This is a genomic window from Ramlibacter monticola (genome assembly GCF_016722785.1).
Lineage (GTDB): Bacteria > Pseudomonadota > Gammaproteobacteria > Burkholderiales > Burkholderiaceae_C > Ramlibacter > Ramlibacter monticola.
Map to the genome: position 1 here is coordinate 50,627 of NZ_JAEQNE010000004.1, position 17,100 is coordinate 67,726.

Sequence of the window (17,100 nt, forward strand, 5' to 3'; positions counted from 1 at the left end):
GGCAGGGCCATGGATCCGCGCCTGCTGCGCCTCTACAGCGATGAACTGGCGCACCTGCGGGAGCAGGGCGCGGAGTTCGCGGCGGAATTCCCCAAGATCGCCTCGCGCCTCGGCATGGAGGGCATGGAGGTCGCCGACCCGTACGTGGAACGCCTGCTGGAGGGCTTCGCTTTCCTCGCGGCGCGCGTGCAGCTGAAGCTGGAAGCGGAGCAGCCGCGGCTGATCGCGCACCTGCTGGAGGCGATCTATCCCAATTTCCTGGCGCCGGTGCCCTCCACGATGGTGGCGCGCTTCGCCGTCGATCCCGCGGACCCGAACCTGGTGAAGGGCTACGCCGTGCCGCGCGGCAGCGCGATCCTGTCGGAGCTCGCGCGCGGGCAGGACACGCACTGCGAGTTCCGCAGCGCGCACGACGTGACGCTGTGGCCCATCGAGCTGGCCGGTGTCCAGTACTTCAGCCACGCGACGGACCTGCCCCCGACCCGCGTGCCGCAGGCGCAGGGCACGCGCGGCGGGCTGCGCATCCGCCTGCGCTGCGGCGGCGGGCTCGCCTTCCGCGACCTGGGACTCGATCGCCTGGCCTTCTACATCGCCGCGCCGGACGACGTCGCCTTCCGCCTGCACGAGCTGGTGCTGGGGGCGGCCGCCGGCACGCTGGTGCACACCGGCGCGCCGGGCGAGGACCTCGCGGGGCAATGGCGCGGCGCGGCCAGCGTGCGCAGCCTGGGCTTCGGCGCCGACGAGGCGCTGCTGCCCGACTCGCTGCGGGCCTTCTCCGGCTACCGCCTGCTGCAGGAGGCCGCGGCGCTGCCGCAGCGCCTGCTGTTCTTCGAGCTGGCCGAGCTCGCGCCGCGGCTGGCGAAGGTGGCCGGCAGCGAGGTCGAACTGGTGCTGTTCCTGCAACGCGGCGAGGCGGCGCTGGAGGCGCTGGTCGACGCCGGCAGCCTGGCCCTGTTCTGCACGCCGGCGATCAACCTGTTCCCCAAGCGCCTGGACCGCATCCAGCTCGGCACCGGCTCCTGGGATTACCACGTGGTGCCGGACCGCACACGGCCCATGGACTACGAGGTGCACAGCATCGCCTCGGTGACCGGCTTCGGCACCGGCGCGGTGGCGCAGCAGGACTTCCTGCCGCTCTATGCGACCTACCACGATGCGCTGCCCACGCGCGAGGGTGGCACGCGCGGCTACTACACGGTGCGGCGCGAGCCGCGCCTGCTGTCCTCGAAGCAGAAGCAGCAGGGGCCGCGTTCGGCCTATGTCGGCGAGGAGGTCTGGCTCGCGCTGGTCGATCCGGCCCATGCACCCTACCGCCAGGACGTGCGGCAGCTCTCGGTCTCGGCCTGGGTGACCAACCGGGACCTGCCGACGCTGCTGCCGCGCGCCGGCGCAGTGCCGCCCGCACAGCCGCTGTGGCGGCTGGAGTCGCCCGGTCCGGTCGCGCGGGTCGACGTGCTGCGCGGTCCCACCCGGCCCGTCACGCGGCGGCCGGTCGGCGATCTCGGATGGCGGCTGGTGAGCCACCTCACCTTGAACCACCTTTCCCTGGTCGGCGAGACACCGCAGCAGGCCGCCGCGGCGCTGCGCACGATGCTGGGGCTCTACGCGCCGCCCGAGGACACCGCCTGGTCGCGGCAGGTGCAGGGCGTGCAGGGACTGCAGGCGCGGCCGGCGGTGCGGCGCCTGCCGGTGAGCGGGCCCCTGAGCTTCGGCTCCGGCGTGGAGATCGCGCTGGAACTCGACGAGCTCGCCTTCCAGGGCAGCAGTGCCTTCCTGCTGGCCAGCGTGCTGGAGCGCTTCTTCGCCCGCCACGCGGCGATCAACAGCTTCACCCAGCTTACGCTGCGCACGCCGCAGCGCGGCGAGGTGATGCGCTGGCCGCCGCGCAGCGGCCTGCGGGAGGCGCTGTGAAGCGGGACCTGCCGGCAGGGCGCGAGCAGGCGCTGGCGGCGCTCTTCGCCGCGCTGGCGGAGAAGCCGCGCGAGCACGACTTCTTCGCGGTGCTGCGCCAGGTGGAGGCGCTGCGGCCGGACTGGCCGCGGCTCGGGCGCGCGCTGCGGCCATCGCAGGAGGCGCTGCGGCTGGGGCAGGAACCGGAGCTCGATTTCGCGCCGGCCGGCCTCGCCACCTTCACGCCCGGAGCCACGCCCCGGCTGGGCGTGCGCTTCTTCGGACTGCTCGGCCCCCAGGGGCCCATGCCGCTGCACTTCACCGAGTCCGTGCGCGAACGCCTGCGCTATCGGGGCGACGCCACGCCGGCGCGCTTCCTCGACCTGTTCCACCACCGCCTGCTGCTGCTGTTCTACCGCGCCTGGGCCCAGGCCCAGCCCACGGCGCAGCACGACCGGCCCGAGGACGATCGCTTCGCGGCCTGGCTGGGCGCCAGCTGCGGCGAGGCCGCGGAAGCGCAGTCCGTCCGCACACTGCCCGCCAGCGCGCGCCTGTTCCAGGCCGGCCTGCTGGGCGCGCGCAGCCGCCACGCCGAGGGGCTCACCAGGCTGCTGGCCAGCCACTTCGGCGTGCCGGTGGCGATCGAGTCGCACGTGCCGCACTGGCTCGCGATGGCGCAGGACGACCGCACCCGGCTGGGAACGTGCAGCGCGCAGCTCGGTGCGACGGCGGGTTGCGGCAGCAAGCTGCGCGACCGGCAATACAAGTTCCGCGTCGCGCTCGGCCCGCTCACGCTGGCCCAGTACCACGCCTTCCTGCCCGGCGGCACGGCCTGGCCCGCGCTCTGCGAATGGGTGCGGCACTACGCCGGGCTGGACCTGCGCTGGGACGTGCAGCTCACGCTGGCCGGCGCGCAGATCCCCGAGCCGCGGCTCGCCGGCGGCGTGCGCCTCGGCGTCACGACCTGGATCGGCCGCCGCCCCTGCGCCCGCGACCGCGGCGACCTGCGCCTGCGCCCCGTCACTTCGTCCCTGTTGCGCCCCGGAGGCCGCCATGCTTGAAATCCCGCGCACCGCTCTGTTCGGCAAGCTCGATCCCGTCGCCTACAAGGCCATCGAAGGCGCCACGGTCTTCTGCAAGCTGCGCGGCAATCCCTTCGTGGAACTGCAGCACTGGCTGCACCAGATCCTCAACGCGCCGGACTCGGACCTGCACCGCATCGTGCGACAGTACGGGCTGGACGCCTCGGTGCTGGCCAGCGATCTCATGGCCTCGCTGGACCGGCTGCCGCGCGGCGCGAGTTCGATCACGGACCTTTCCACCTGGGTGGAGACCGCCACCGAGCGCGCCTGGGTCTACGCTTCGCTGCTGTACGGCGAGACGCAGGTGCGCACCGGCCATCTCGTGATCGGGCTGCTGAAGACGCCCTCGCTGCGCACCGCGCTGCTGGCGATCTCCAGGCAGTTCGAGCGCATCAAGCTGGAAGACCTGAGCGACAACTTCGGCAAGGTGCTGGCCGGCTCGCCCGAGCAGGGGCTGCGCGCCAGCGAGGCGGCCGGCGAGCCCGGCGAGGCGAGCGGGGCGATCGCCCCCGCCGCCCTGGGAAAGCAGGAGGCGCTCAAGCGCTATGCGGTGGACCTCACCGAGCGCGCGCGCAAGGGCGAGCTCGACCCGGTGACGGGTCGCGACGAGGAGATCCGCCAGATCGTCGACATCCTCATGCGGCGGCGCCAGAACAATCCCATCCTCACCGGCGAGGCGGGCGTCGGGAAGACGGCGGTGGTGGAAGGCTTCGCGCTGCGGCTCGCCCGGGGCGACGTGCCGCCGCAGCTGAAGGACGTTGCGCTGCACGTGCTGGACCTCGGCCTGCTGCAGGCCGGCGCCAGCATGAAGGGCGAATTCGAGAACCGCCTGCGCTCCGTGATCGACGAGGTGCAGGCCTCCGCCAGGCCCATCATCCTGTTCATCGACGAGGCCCACACGCTGATGGGCGCGGGCGGCGCCGCCGGCACCGGCGATGCGGCCAACCTGCTGAAGCCGGCGCTGGCGCGCGGCAAGCTGCGCACCATCGCCGCCACCACCTGGGCCGAGTACAAGAAGCACATCGAGAAGGACCCGGCGCTGACCCGCCGCTTCCAGGTGGTGCAGGTCGGCGAGCCGGGCGAGGACAAGGCGGTCGGGATGCTGCGCGGCGTCGCCTCCGTGCTGGAGCAGCACCACCGCGTCGCCCTGCTGGACGAGGCGATCACGGCGGCAGTGCGGCTGTCGCACCGCTACATCCCGGCGCGCCAGTTGCCGGACAAGGCCGTGAGCCTGCTGGACACAGCCTGCGCGCGCGTGGCCGTGAGCCAGCACGCGACGCCGCCCGAACTGGAGGACTGCCTGCGGCGGCTGGAGGCGCTGAAGGTGGAGCGCGACATCATCGCGCGAGAGGAAGCGATCGGCATCGAGGCTGGCGAGCGCCGCAAGCGGGTGGCGCGCGGGATGGACGAAGAGGAGACCCGGCTCGCGGTCCTGAAGCAGCGCCACGAGGAAGAGAAAGCCGTGGTCGACCGCATCCTGGCGATCCGCGCACAGCTGCGCCAGGACCAGCCCGAGACGCCGCCCGACCGCGACGCCCTCCTGCCCGAACTCGCCGGCCTGCAGGAGAAGCTGCATGCGCTGCAGGGCGACGCGCCGCTGATCCTGCCCACCGTGGACGAACAGGCCGTGGCCAGCGTGGTGCAGGACTGGACCGGCGTCCCGGTGGGCCGCATGGTGAAGAACGAGATCGAGTCCGTTCTGCGGCTGGCCGACACGCTCAACGAGCGCGTGATCGGGCAGAAGCACGCGCTGGAGATGATCGCGCGGCGCATCCAGACTTCGCGCGCGCGGCTGGACAACCCGAACAAGCCGATCGGCGTGTTCCTGCTGTGCGGCACCTCCGGGGTCGGCAAGACGGAAACCGCGCTGGCCCTGGCGGAGTCGCTGTACGGCGGCGAGCAGAACCTCATCACGATCAACATGAGCGAGTTTCAGGAGGCGCACACCGTCTCCACGCTCAAGGGCGCGCCGCCCGGCTACGTCGGCTACGGCGAGGGCGGGGTGCTGACCGAGGCGGTGCGGCGCCGGCCCTACAGCGTGGTGCTGCTCGACGAGGTGGAGAAGGCCCACCCCGACGTCCACGAGCTGTTCTTCCAGGTCTTCGACAAGGGCTGGATGGAGGACGGCGAAGGCCGCGGCATCGACTTCAAGAACACCATCATCCTGCTCACCAGCAACGTGGGCACGGAGACGATCACGCGCCTGTGCCGCGATCCGGGCCGGGTGCCGGAGCCGGAGAGAATCGCCAGTGCGCTGCGCGAGCCGCTGCTGTCGGTGTTCCCGGCCGCCCTGCTCGGACGGCTGGTGGTGGTGCCGTACTACCCGCTGTCGGACGAGATGATGGGGCGCATCGTGCGGCTGCAACTCGATCGCATCGTGCGGCGGGTCTCGGCCAACCACGGCATCCCGCTGAAGTACGGCGAGGACGTGGTGCAGCTGGTGGTGTCGCGCTGCACCGAGGCGGAGTCGGGCGGGCGCGTGGTCGATGCGATCCTCACCAACACCGTGCTGCCGCGGATCTCGCGCGAGTACCTGGAGCGCCTGAGCGGCGGGGAAGCGCTGAAGGGCGTGCGCCTCGGCGTGGCCGATGACGATTTCCGCTATGCCTTCGACTGAGGCGGCCAGGATGACTTTCGGCCCTGTGCGGCCCGAGGCCGCGGCCGTAAGGTCCACCGGACAACGCAAGCCGCCGCAGCGGCCCCCCGCATGCCCTCACCCATCACACTGAGCTCGCCCCTTCCCGCCGGCAGCCTCCTGTTCGAGGCGATGACGGCGTCCGCCGGCCTGAGCGAGCTGGGCGAGATGCAGCTCACGCTCCTGAGCGAAAAGCCGGACCTCAGGCCCGAGGACCTGCTGGGCAAGCCGGTCACCGTGAGCGTGCACCTGCGCGAAGACCAGAAGCGCCACTTCCACGGCTACGTCACCCGTTTCGCCGTCGGCGCCCACCGGGGCAAGTACTTCGGCTACCAGGCCACCGTGCACAGCTGGCTGTGGTTCCTCACGCGCACCGCGGACTGCCGCATCTTCCAGGAACTGAGCGTGCCGGAGATCGTCAAGCAGGTGTTCGAGGACCACGGCGTCGCCAACTTCGAGTTCAAGCTGTTCCGCGGCTACCGCAAGTGGGTCTACTGCGTGCAGTACCGGGAGAGCGACTTCAACTTCGTCGCGCGGCTGCTGGAGCACGAGGGGATCTACTGGTACTTCGAGCACGCCGAGGGCCGGCACAAGCTGGTGCTGGTGGATTCGCAGAGCGCGCACGACGCGGCGCCCGGCTGCGAGACGCTGCCTTACATCGAGGAAGGCGCTGCCACCTCGCCGGATACCGACTGCGTGTCCGACTGGAGCTGCGCGCGCGAGGTGCGCAGCGGCAAGGCGGCGCTCACCAGCTACGACTTCGAGCGGCCCTCGACCGGGCTGAAGGTGAAGGCGGAGAAGTCGCGCAGCTACGCGCTGTCGGACTACGAGGTGTTCGACTTCCAGGGCGACTACGTGCAGTCGGGCGACGGCACGCAGTGGGTCGAGGACCGGATGGACGAACTGCAGACGCCCTTCCACGTGCTGCGCGGGTCCTCCAATGCGCAGGGCATCGCGGTGGGCCACCTGCTGAAGCTGGGCAACCATCCGCGCAAGGACCAGAACGACCAGTACCTGCTCACGTCCATGACGGTGCGAGCGCAGGTGCAGGGCTACGAATCCGGCACGCCGGCGGGCGACTACCGCTGCGAGTTCGGCGCCATCCCCGCCACCCAGCAGTTCCGGCCCCGCAGGCGCACCCGCAAGCCCTGCGTGCAGGGCCCGCAGACCGCCATGGTGGTGGGACCCGGCGGCGAGGAGATCTTCACCGACAAGTACGGGCGCGTGAAGATCCAGTTCCACTGGGACCGCTACGGGAAGAAGGACGAGAAGAGCTCGTGCTGGGTGCGCGTGGCGCACCCCTGGGCGGGCAAGAACTTCGGCATCGTGGACATCCCGCGCATCGGGCAGGAGGTGGTGGTCGACTTCCTGGAAGGCGACCCGGACCAGCCGCTGATCACCGGCCGGGTCTACAACGCGGAGCAGATGCCGCCCTGGGACCTGCCGGCGAACGCGACGCAGTCGGGCATCCTCACCCGCTCCTCGAAGGGCGGCGGCTACGGCAACGCCAACGCCATCCGCTTCGAGGACAAGGGCGGCAGCGAGCAGCTCTGGATCCACGCCGAGAGGAACCAGGACATCGAGGTGGAGAAGGACGAGACCCACTGGGTGGGGCAGGACCGCAAGAAGACCATCGACCGCGACGAGACCACCCAGGTGAAGCACGACCGGACCGAGACCGTCGACAACAACGAGACGATCACCATCCACGGCCAGCGCACCGAGACGGTGGACAAGGACGAGACCATCACCATCCACCAGAACCGCACGGAGACGGTGGACCAGGAGGAGAAGATCACCATCCACGGCGGCCGCACCGAGGTCGTGGACAAGGAGGAGAGCATCACGATCCACGGCGGCCGCACCGAGAAGGTGGACAAGGACGAATCCATCACGATCGACGGCGGTCGCACGGAAACCGTGGCGAAGGACGAGAACATCACCATCAACGGCGGCCGCACGGAGACGGTGGCGAAGAACGAGAGCATCACCATCAACGGCGGCCGCACCGAGACGGTGGCGAAGGACGAGAGCATCACGATCAGCGGCGGCCGCACCGAAACCGTCGCCAAGAACGAAAGCGTCACGGTCAGCGGCGGGCGCACGGTGTCCATCACCAAGGACGACGGCCTGACCGTCAGCGGCGCGCGCCAGGTGAACGTGAGCAAGGACGACGCGCTCTCCGTGGGCAAGACCTTGATGATCACCGCCGCCGACTCGATCACGCTGAAGACCGGCAGCGCCAGCATCACGATGAAGAAGGACGGCACGATCGTGATCAACGGGAAGGACATCACCGCGGATGGCTCCGGCAAGATCAACGTGAAGGCCAGCAGCAACATCGTGATGAAGGGCTCGAAGATCCTGCAGAACTGAGGAGCGCCCCATGAGCGGAAGAGACCGGTTCGAGACCTGGGCGGCGCTCGCGCCGGTGCAGGTCGGCACCTTGCTTGCGCTGGCGGAGGACGGCACGGCCCTCGTGCTGGACCCGGCCCGGCCGGAGGCGCCGGCGCGGCCGGCACGCGTCGCGGTGGACCTGCACGCGGGCCATGTCGGCGGCGAGGTGGTGCTGGTGTTCGAAGGCGGCGATCCCGGCCGGCCCATCGTGCTCGGAGTCCTCCAGGGCGGGATGCAGCGACCGGAGGCGCTGCCCGTGGAAGCCGACGGCCAGCGCATGGTGGTCAGCGCCAGCGAGCAACTGGTGCTGCGCTGCGGCCGCGCCCGCATCACGCTCACGCGCGCCGGCAAGGTGCTGATCGAAGGCTCCTACGTCAGCAGCCGCTCCAGCGGCGTGAACCGGATCAAAGGCGGTTCGGTGCAGCTGAACTGAACGCCATGGAGTTCCTGAACGCCACCCGCATGGACGCGGCCTGCACCATGGGCATGGAGCGCGACGGCCGCGAGCTCCTGGTGGTGGCGATCAAGGGCAGCTTCGTGCTGCCGCGGCCGGGCGAGGGCGTGCGCCTGCACGACGCGCAGGTGCCGCTGCTGGTGGCGGACACCTTCACCGGGGAGCCCGGCTTCAGTGCGCCGCTGCACGAGATGGACTTCGCTCCCCGCAAGCCGGCCTGCGACGTGCTGCTGGTGGGCAGCGCGCACGCGGAGGGCGGCCGGCCCACGACGCACAGGCGCGTGTCCCTGCGCGTCGGCGCGCTGCACAAGGCCTGCGAGGTGGTGGGTGACCGCGCCTGGGAAGCGGGCCTGACCGGCATCCGCGCCTCGGCGCCGCGGCCCTTCCTGCGGCTGCCCCTTTCCTACGACCTTGCCTTCGGCGGGGTCGACCATGAATCGGACTACGCTTCGGAGCACGACGCCTTCCTGCCCAATCCCGTGGGCCGCGGCTGGCGCAAGCACCTGAAGAACGCCTGGGTCGACGGCCGGCCGCTGCCGAACACGGAGGAGGTCGGCCGGCCGGTGAGCTGGCCGGCGGACGTGTACGCGCCGATGGCCTTCGGCCCGCTGGGACGGGGCTGGTCCACGCGGGCCCGCTGGGCCGGCACCTACGACCAGCGCTGGCTGGACGAGCGCTTCCCTTTCCTGCCCGAGGACTTCGACGGCCGCTACCACCAGGCCGCGCCCGAGGACCAGCAGGTGCCGCATCCGGCCGGGCCGCTGGAAGTCGAACTCACCGGCTTCACTCCCGACGGTCCGCGCCGCTTCGTGCTGCCGCACTTCCATGCGCCGGTCCACGTGTTCCCGCGCGGGGGCGGACGCGAGGACTTCGCCGCCGTGCTGGACACCATCGTCCTCGAGCCCGACGAGGAGCGCTTCACCCTGACCTGGCGAGTGACGCGGCCCCTGCGGCGCAACATGCTGGAGATCGCGCAGGTGCTGGTGGGCCGCAAAGGCCGCGAGTGGTGGCAGGACCGCGAGGAGATCGAGGTGCCGGACCGGGCGCTGCAACCGGCGCCGCTGCCGCCGGAGGAGGTCGTTCCGTGAGCGGCGCCCCGCTGGCCATCGTGTCCACCGGGCTGGTGACGGCAGTCGGCCTGAGCGCGCCGGCCTCCTGCGCGGCCATCCGCGCAGGCATCGCCAACCCGAGCGAGACCCGCTTCACCGACTCGGACGGCGAATGGATCATGGCGCAGCAGGTCGCGGTGGGAAAGCGCTGGCAGGGACGGATGCGCCTGGCCCGCATGGGCGCGATGGCCGCCGTGGAGGCGCTTGCCGGTGTGCCGCGGGAGGAGTGGGCCCGCACGCCGATCCTGCTGTGCGTCGCCGAGCCCGATCGGCCCGGCCGGCTGGAGGGCCTGGACGAGAGCCTGCTGGCCACCCTGGCGGAGATGCTCGGCACGCAGCCCGCGCGCGGTTCGGGCGTCGTCGCGCGCGGGCGCGTCGGAGTGGCGGTGGCGCTCGCCCATGCGCGCAGCCTGATCCACGAACGGGGCTGCGCGAAGGTCCTGATTCTTGCCGTGGACAGCCTCCTGGGCTGGCGGACCCTGGGCCACTACGAGGCGAACCGCAGGCTGCTGACGCCGCGCAACTCGGATGGCTTCCTGCCCGGCGAAGGCGCGGGCGCGCTGCTGGTCGCGGCCTCCGCCGAGGGCGCCGCCATGCATTGCACCGGCATCGGTTTCTCGCTCGAGGATGCGCGCGTGGACAGCGACCAGCCGCTGCGGGCCGAGGGACTGTCGCAGGCGATCCGGGCGGCGCTCGCCGAGGCGGGCTGCGCCATGCACGACATCGACTACCGCATCGCCGACCTCTCGGGCGAGCAGTACTACTTCAAGGAGGCGACGCTGGCCCTCGCGCGGCTGCTGCGCCGCGTGAAGCCGGAGTTCGACCTGTGGCATCCGGCCGAGTGCATCGGCGAGGCCGGCGCGGTCGTGGGCGCCGCGGCCGTGGGCGTCGCCTGCGCCGCCGACGCCAAGGCCTACGCGAAGGGGCCGGCGGTGCTGGTGCACCTGTCCAACGACGACGGCGCGCGGGCCGCGTTCACGCTGGTGGGCGGGGCGGCGCGATGAGCAACCAGGTCTACGCCAACACCATGGAGCTGTCCTGCAAGGCGGCGTCCGGCAAGTCGGCGGCCGCCTTCCCGGACGTGTGCTTCACGCCGCCGCAGACGCCGGCCACGCCGCCGGGCGTGCCGATCCCGTATCCGAACACCGGCATGTCCTCGGACTGCACGGACGGCTCGAGCAGCGTGAAGGTCTCCGGCGAGGAGGTGATGCTCAAGAACAAGAGCTACTTCAAGAAGAGCATGGGCGACGAGGCCGGCTGCGCGCCGAAGAAGGGCCTCATCAACAGCAAGATCTCGGGCAAGGTCTATTTCAAGGCCTGGTCCATGGACGTGAAGATCGAGGGCGAGAACGTGGTGCGGCACCTCGATCTCACGACGCACAACCACGCCTCGGACATCGGCAACGAAAGCTGCCCCTGGCCGCAGGTGGAGCGCATGTCGCCCGGCGCCGACGAGAAGAAGAAACCCTGCGAGCCGAAATGCAAGGACAAGAAGCTCAGCAAGGACCAGAAGGGCAAGCTGCGCAAGACCAAGGAATACGACGCGGCGAAGGCGCGCGTCAACGACAAGCCCAAGCCCATCACCTGCCCCACCTGCGGCGGCAAGGTGAACTACGTCTCGCCGGACCACATCGTGCCGGTGGAGGTGGTGGCGGGCATGCCGGGCTTCGCCTGCCTGTCCAAGGAAGACCAGAGCAAGGTGGTGAACCACCCGAGCAACTTCGTCGGGTTGTGCCCCTCGTGCAACTCCTCCAAGAGCGACACCATGTGGTGGAAGTGGACCGGCCACAAGAAGAAGGACATGACATGGGGCGACCCGCTGCGCCAGAAGGCGCAGAAGATCTCGGGCAACATCATCGTCAACCAGAAGCGCATGATCCGCTCGATGCCGTGCGCGAAATGAAGGGGCGACCATGGACGACACGTTCAGGGACCTGACGCGGTTCGTTGAATGGGAGGGCGAGGTCGAGTGGCTGCCGGCCGATGCCGCGTCGGCGGCGCGGCTGGAACTGCCGCCGCACTGGGCCGCGGCGCTGGGGCGCGACACCGTGCGGCGCCGCGTCACGGCCTTGTGGTCGCCGCTGGCGGAACTCCTGCCGCGCACCTCCAGCGTGTTCGCGGCCAAGGTCAGCGAGCTGGCGCTGCTGCGCACGCTCGAGCACGGCTTCTCGCTGGTGTACCTGTTCGACGTGGGCAGCGACCTGGCTGCGCGGCGCGGCTTCGCGCCCGTCGAGGCCCTGCCGCCCGAGGCGGCCCGCTTCCCGGTCGACCTGCTGCCCCTGTACCGGCTGCACGATGGCCTGGTGCACATGATGAGCTACGACGGCGGCCCCCTGCGCGCGCGCGAGTGGCGCTCGCTGGCGGACCCGTCGTCCGGCGTGGTGAGCCTCGTGAAGATCGCCACGGACGGCGGCGATGCCTTCGGCTTCGACATCTCCGAAACTGCGGCCGTCGCCTACGCGATCCGGCCCGACGACGAGGAGGTGGAGCCGGTCGCCGACCCTTGGGCCTTCCTCGACGACTTGATGGCGAGCCGCATCGAGGACCTGTGAGGGGCCTGCGGCCATGGATCTCCTGATCAAGCTGTACGGCGGCGCCTTCACGGCCGACCGCCTTGCCGGGACGCGGGGCGTGCGCAAGCCCCTGGGGCCGGAATTCGACTTGGTGAGCGCCTGGGTCCGCGAGCACTTCGGCCCGGGCTGGTCCAGCGAAGCCGCCGCCGCGCTCGCGAACCGTCCCGTGACGCTGTTCATCGCCCAGCAGGGCAGCGAGATCCTCGGCTTCTGCTGCTATGACGCCACCGCCCGCGGTTTCGTGGGCCCGGTCGGGGTCGTGGCCTCGATGCGGGGACTGGGGCTGGGTGCGGAACTCCTGCACGCCTGCCTCCACGACATGCGCACCATGGGCTATGCCTACGCCATCGCCGGGTACGTCGGCGCGCCCGGGTTCTTCCGCAAGGTCGCGGGAGCGATCGAGATCCCGGACTCCACTCCCGGCATTTATGCACACATGCTCCGCTGAGGGGTGACTTTCGTTCATTGCCGCCAAGGGGTGGCGCCCGGACCATGGGTCATGCGGCGCCGACCGCCGCCCTGAGGTTGCGATGTCCCGACCCGACGCCCTTCGCCCGCCGACGCCCGCCGACGACCCCGACGCCACGCAGGTTGCGAGCGGCGCCAGGCCGCTGGCCGAGATGCCTTCCTCCACGGCCGCCAACAGCCGCACCGTCGTGGCGGACAGCGAAGCGCCGACCGCGGCGCGGACCTCCGGCGGCCCCGGCGCCCAGACCCTCCCCGGCGGCGATGCCGGCGACCCCACCGTGCGCGAAGTCGGCCGCTACCGCATCCTCGAGCGCCTCGGCCGCGGCGGAATGGCCACCGTCTTCAAGGCCCACGACCCCGGCATCGGCCGCGACGTCGCCCTCAAGTTCCTGCACGCCTCCCTCTCCGAGGAACCGGAGTGCCGCGCGCGCTTCCTGCGCGAAGCCCGCGCCGCGGGAGGCCTCTCGCACCCGAACATCGTCACCGTGCACGATGTCGGCGAGATCGAGGGCCGGCCCTACATGGCGATGGAATTCCTGCCGGGCGACGTGCTCGCCGACGTCATGAAGCCGGGCCAGCCGCTGCCGGTGCGCGAGGTCCTCGCCATGGGCATCCAGCTCGCCAACGCGCTCGGCTACGCCCACGCCCACGGCATCGTGCACCGCGACATCAAGCCCGGCAACATCATCCGCCTGCAAGGGGGTGACACCATCAAGGTGACCGACTTCGGCATCGCCCACATGGACGCCCCCGGCGCCGGCGAGCAACGCACCCGCGTGGGCGACGTGCTCGGCACACCCCAGTACATGTCGCCGGAGCAGACCCGCGGCGAGAAGCTCGACGGGCGCTCGGACCTGTTCTCCGTCGGCATCGTGCTGTACCAGATGCTCACCGGCCAGCGGCCCTTCCAGGGCGACAGCCTGGTGGCGCTGGCGCTGAAGATCGCGAACGAGGAACCGCAGCCGCTCGAGAAGCTGCGGCCCGAGGTGCCGCCCGCGCTGCGCCGCATCGTGGAGCGATGCCTCGCCAAGGCGCCGGAGCGGCGCTGGCGCTCCGGGCGCGAGCTGGCCGAGGCGCTGGGCCGCGTGCAGGCGGCGCTGGACGAGGAGGCGCGCGAACACGCCAAGCCGCGCATCATCCCGCTGCGCGTGAAGTGGGCGGCGACCATGGCGATGGTCGTGATGGCGGTGATGAGCGTCTGCGCACTCTTCATCACCCAGCGGCAGTACGGCGCGATGCTGGACCAGGTTTCGGGCTACGGCGCCTCGCTGGCGCGCTTCATCGCGGCGCAGAACGCGGTCGCGGCCCTGGGCGAGGATTGGCCGGTGGTCGACGTCGCCGTGCAGGAGATCATGAAGACGGGCGACTTCCACAGCATCGCCGTGATCGATCGCGACAACGTGGTGCGCGCCGCCGGCGATCCCGCCCGGGTCGGGCAGCCCTATGCGAAGCCGGCGGGCGAGGCGCTGCCCTCGCGCGATCCGCGCGTGTCCGTCACGCGCTACCTCGTGCAGGGCGCGCCGGTGCTCGGTTTCGAGACCGCCATCACCTTCCAGGGCAAGCCCGTCGGCCGCGTGGCACTGGGCGTGGAGGAAAAGCCGCTGGCGCGCGTCGCGCGGCTTTCGCTGGGGCTGCTCGCCGCCCTGGTGCTGGTCACGGTGCTGGCCGTCGCCGTCGCGATGTACTTCGTCGCCGACTGGTTCGCGCGCCCGGTGAAGCTGGTGATCGCGGCCATGGAGGACATCGGCCGCGGCAACCTCGAGCATCGCATCGGCGAGACGCGCAGGGACGAATTCGGCCTCCTGTTCGCCGCCTTCGATCGCATGGCGCAGGCGCTGCAGGACGCAGGGGGAAGGCCTGACAACCCGCCGACCTCGGCCCTCCGCGCACCGGAGGCTGCACCGACGCGGACCCAGGTGCCGTCGGCGACCGAAGAGAACCCTGTTCCGCCCGCGCTGCCGACATGAGGCGCCGCCCCCGTCCTGGGCGGCTCGCCTGCGCGCTGGCGCTCGCCATGGTGGCCGGCTGCAGCGCGCCGCCCCTGCTCCAACTACCCGCGCAGGGCGCGCCCGGCCCCGCGTCTTCCAGCACCCTGCCGCTGCCTGCCGGCGGCGAGGTGCTGGCCCGCGGCAGCTGGTTCGTCGTGTACCGGCCGTCCGCGGCCGACACCCTGCGGTCCATCGCCCTGCGGTTCCTCGGCAGCGCCGACCGCGACTGGACGATCGCGGACTTCAACGAGGTGGAGCAGGCCGACCCGGCGCGGCCGCTGGTCGTGCCGCTGAAGTCGCCCAATCCCCTCGGCGTCTCCGCGGATGCCGTCCAGACCGTCCCCATCCTCGCCTACCACCGCTTCGGCGCCGGCGGCGGGCGAATGGTGGTTTCGCCCGCGCAGTTCGGGGCCCAGCTCGATTGGCTGGCCCGCAACGGCTACCGCGTGATCCCCTTGCGCGACCTGGTCGGCTATCTCGCCGGCCGGCAGGCGCTGCCGAAGCGCGCGGTGGTGATCACCATCGACGACGGCTACGAATCGGCGCACCGCCACGCGCTACCGCTGCTGCGCAAGCACGGTTTCCCCGCCACCGTCTTCGTCTACACCGACTTCGTCGGCGGCGGCGGCGACGCGCTGAGCTGGGCCCAGCTGCAGGATCTGGCGGCCTCCGGGCTGGTGGACGTGCAGGCGCATTCGAAGTCGCACCGCAACCTGCTGGAGCGCACGGCGGCCGAGTCGGACCAGCAGTACCGGCAAGGCCTGGAGCTGGAAGTGCGCGCACCGCGCGAGATCCTGGAGCGGCGCCTGCCGGTGCAGGTGCGCCACTACGCCTTTCCCTACGGCGACGCCAACGACCTCGTGCTGGACCTGCTCGCGCGCCAGCGCTACGAGCTCGCGGTCACGGTGCACCCCGGTGGCAATCCCTTCTACGCGCAGCCCCTGATGCTGCGCCGGACGATGATCTTCGGCGACCACAACCTCGATGCCTTCCAGGCCCGGCTGCAGACCAGCCGGCCCGTGCCCGCCGCCGGGGCGCTCGCCTGCGCGAAAGTGAGCGGCCCTTGCGGCGCCGAGCCCCTGCACCCGCTGGTGCTGGACGACGGCGCGCCGCCCGCGCTCGCCTTCGAGACCGCGCTGCACGAACGCGCCCTGCAGCAGCAGCGGCAGGGACGGCTCGCGGACGCCGCGGCCTCGTGGGAGATCCTGGCGGCCCTGCGGCCGCAGCAGTCGCCGTACCGCGAGCGGCTGGAGCAGGCGCGGCGGCAGATCGAGGTGGAAGTCCCCGAACGGCTGCGGCTCGCCCAGGCGGCGCAGCGGCGCGGCGACGGCGAGGCGGCCACGACGCACTTCCTCGCCGTGCTCGCGCTGCAGCCCGATCACGCCCAGGCGGCCGAAGCGTTGCGCGCGATGGAGCGCGAGCGCAACCGCCAGCAATTCCTGGGGAAGTTCTCGCGCTTCACGCTGGAACGGCGGCCGCCTCCGCCGCCGGTTCCGGCTACTGCGCCTGCAGCGTCCCCATCTTCTCCTTGAGCCGCATCGCGTTCTGCCGCTCCAGTTTCGCCGTGTCGTTGCCGGGGTCCACGACCAGCACGCGGTCCCACGAGCGGATCGCGCCGTCGAGGTCCTGCTTCGCGATCGCCGTGCGCGCGGCCCGCGAGTGCTGCTGGACCAGCTGCTTGCGCAGCTGGTCCGCCTTGGCGCCGGCACCGGGCTCGTTCAGGTTCGCCGCCCTGGCGTACTGCTGGTAGGCCTCGTCGAGCTGGGCGCGCTTTTCCGCGGCCTCGCCCGCGCGCATGGCACGCTGGCCGGCGGTGGGTTCCGCCGGCGGCGCCGGCGTGGCGACCGCCGGTGTCGGCGGCGTCGCCACCGGCTCCGGCCGCGGCGCCTCCCTCGCCACCGTGGTCGGCGGCGGCGCCTTGCCCGGGATCCTCAGCGTCTGGCCCCCGGCGACCTGGCGCGGCACGGCGATGTTGTTGTAGCGCGCGAGGATGTAGAAGGCGTAGATGTCGCCGAGGTAGCGGCCCGCGATCATCGACAGCGATTCGTTCGGGCGCACCGTGTAGCTGAAGGACTCGCGTCCCAGCGCCGTCACCGGGTCCGCATCGACCTGCCGCTTCAGGTTGAGCGCCAGCTTGTTGTTCGGGTCCAGGGCGAGGGCCCGCTGCAATTCCACGCGCGCGTCGTCCTCGTGGCCCGCCTCCAGCATGCCGACCGCCGCCATGGCGGTCTTCTGCGCCTGCTGCTGCGTGCCGGGCGTCACGGGGCCGGAGGGCGCGGGTGGCGGTGTCGCCGGGGGCGCGTCGGCGACGGGCGGATTCGGGAGCGCGGCTGGCGCGGCGCTCGCGGAAGGGGCCGGCGTCGCCGGCTGGACCGGCGCCTGCTGGCACGCTTGCAGGCCGGCGGCGGACGCCAGCAGCAGGATGGTGCGCAATGGGTTCATGGCAGTGGCTCCGCGATGCGCGAAGGCAGCCATGCGCGTGCAGGTCCTCCGCTCGGTGACGA

At 71.5% G+C, this 17,100-nt stretch carries 13 protein-coding genes; 12 read left to right on the top strand and 1 reads right to left on the bottom strand.

Features of this window, described 5'->3' with window-relative positions; genetic code table 11:
* The first annotated feature begins 9 nt into the window (after positions 1–9).
* The 12 genes from tssF (at position 10) to JJ685_RS16975 (ending at position 16,128) form a co-directional block, all read left to right on the top strand.
* The gene (gene tssF, locus JJ685_RS16920) at positions 10–1,911 is read left to right on the top strand and encodes a type VI secretion system baseplate subunit TssF (protein WP_201675498.1); all 1,902 of its coding nucleotides are present in this window, start codon (positions 10–12) and stop codon (positions 1,909–1,911) included.
* A complete protein-coding gene (tssG, locus tag JJ685_RS16925; RefSeq protein WP_201675499.1) occupies positions 1,908–2,951 on the top strand; it encodes a type VI secretion system baseplate subunit TssG in 1,044 nt (347 codons plus the stop codon). The genes tssF and tssG overlap by 4 nt, the downstream gene beginning before the upstream one ends.
* Entirely contained in the window at positions 2,944–5,589 is a 2,646-nt protein-coding gene (tssH, locus tag JJ685_RS16930; RefSeq protein WP_201675500.1) for a type VI secretion system ATPase TssH, read from the top strand. The genes tssG and tssH overlap by 8 nt, the downstream gene beginning before the upstream one ends.
* Before the next feature lie 90 nt (positions 5,590–5,679).
* On the top strand, positions 5,680–7,983 hold the full coding sequence (locus JJ685_RS16935) for a type VI secretion system Vgr family protein (protein ID WP_201675501.1): 2,304 nt from the start codon (positions 5,680–5,682) through the stop codon (positions 7,981–7,983).
* A 10-nt stretch (positions 7,984–7,993) separates the two neighbouring features.
* Complete coding sequence (locus JJ685_RS16940) at positions 7,994–8,437, top strand: DUF6484 domain-containing protein (RefSeq protein WP_201675502.1); 444 nt, start codon at positions 7,994–7,996, stop codon at positions 8,435–8,437.
* Positions 8,438–8,442: 5 nt separating this feature from the next.
* Complete coding sequence (locus tag JJ685_RS16945; RefSeq protein ID WP_201675503.1) at positions 8,443–9,546, top strand: DUF2169 family type VI secretion system accessory protein; 1,104 nt, start codon at positions 8,443–8,445, stop codon at positions 9,544–9,546.
* Positions 9,543–10,571 carry a hypothetical protein gene (locus JJ685_RS16950; RefSeq protein WP_201675504.1) on the top strand — a complete coding sequence of 343 codons (1,029 nt, stop codon included), beginning with the start codon at positions 9,543–9,545 and terminating at the stop codon, positions 10,569–10,571. Before JJ685_RS16945 ends, JJ685_RS16950 begins: the two co-directional genes overlap by 4 nt.
* Positions 10,568–11,470, top strand: a complete 903-nt coding sequence (locus JJ685_RS30295) for a DUF4150 domain-containing protein (protein WP_201675505.1) — start codon at positions 10,568–10,570, stop codon at positions 11,468–11,470. The genes JJ685_RS16950 and JJ685_RS30295 overlap by 4 nt, the downstream gene beginning before the upstream one ends.
* Before the next feature lie 10 nt (positions 11,471–11,480).
* Positions 11,481–12,119, top strand: coding sequence for a hypothetical protein (locus JJ685_RS16960; RefSeq protein WP_201675506.1), 639 nt, complete (start codon positions 11,481–11,483; stop codon positions 12,117–12,119).
* 13 nt (positions 12,120–12,132) lie between these two features.
* The gene (locus JJ685_RS16965; protein WP_201675507.1) at positions 12,133–12,588 is read left to right on the top strand and encodes a GNAT family N-acetyltransferase; all 456 of its coding nucleotides are present in this window, start codon (positions 12,133–12,135) and stop codon (positions 12,586–12,588) included.
* A gap of 82 nt (positions 12,589–12,670) precedes the next feature.
* Positions 12,671–14,575 carry a protein kinase domain-containing protein gene (locus tag JJ685_RS16970; RefSeq protein ID WP_201675508.1) on the top strand — a complete coding sequence of 635 codons (1,905 nt, stop codon included), beginning with the start codon at positions 12,671–12,673 and terminating at the stop codon, positions 14,573–14,575.
* Positions 14,572–16,128, top strand: a complete 1,557-nt coding sequence (locus JJ685_RS16975; RefSeq protein WP_201675509.1) for a polysaccharide deacetylase family protein — start codon at positions 14,572–14,574, stop codon at positions 16,126–16,128. Before JJ685_RS16970 ends, JJ685_RS16975 begins: the two co-directional genes overlap by 4 nt.
* Here JJ685_RS16975 and JJ685_RS16980 read toward each other — a convergent pair.
* A complete protein-coding gene (locus JJ685_RS16980; RefSeq protein ID WP_201675510.1) occupies positions 16,094–17,038 on the bottom strand; it encodes a LysM peptidoglycan-binding domain-containing protein in 945 nt (314 codons plus the stop codon). The two genes, JJ685_RS16975 and JJ685_RS16980, sit on opposite strands and share 35 nt — an antisense overlap.
* Positions 17,039–17,100 lie beyond the last annotated feature (62 nt).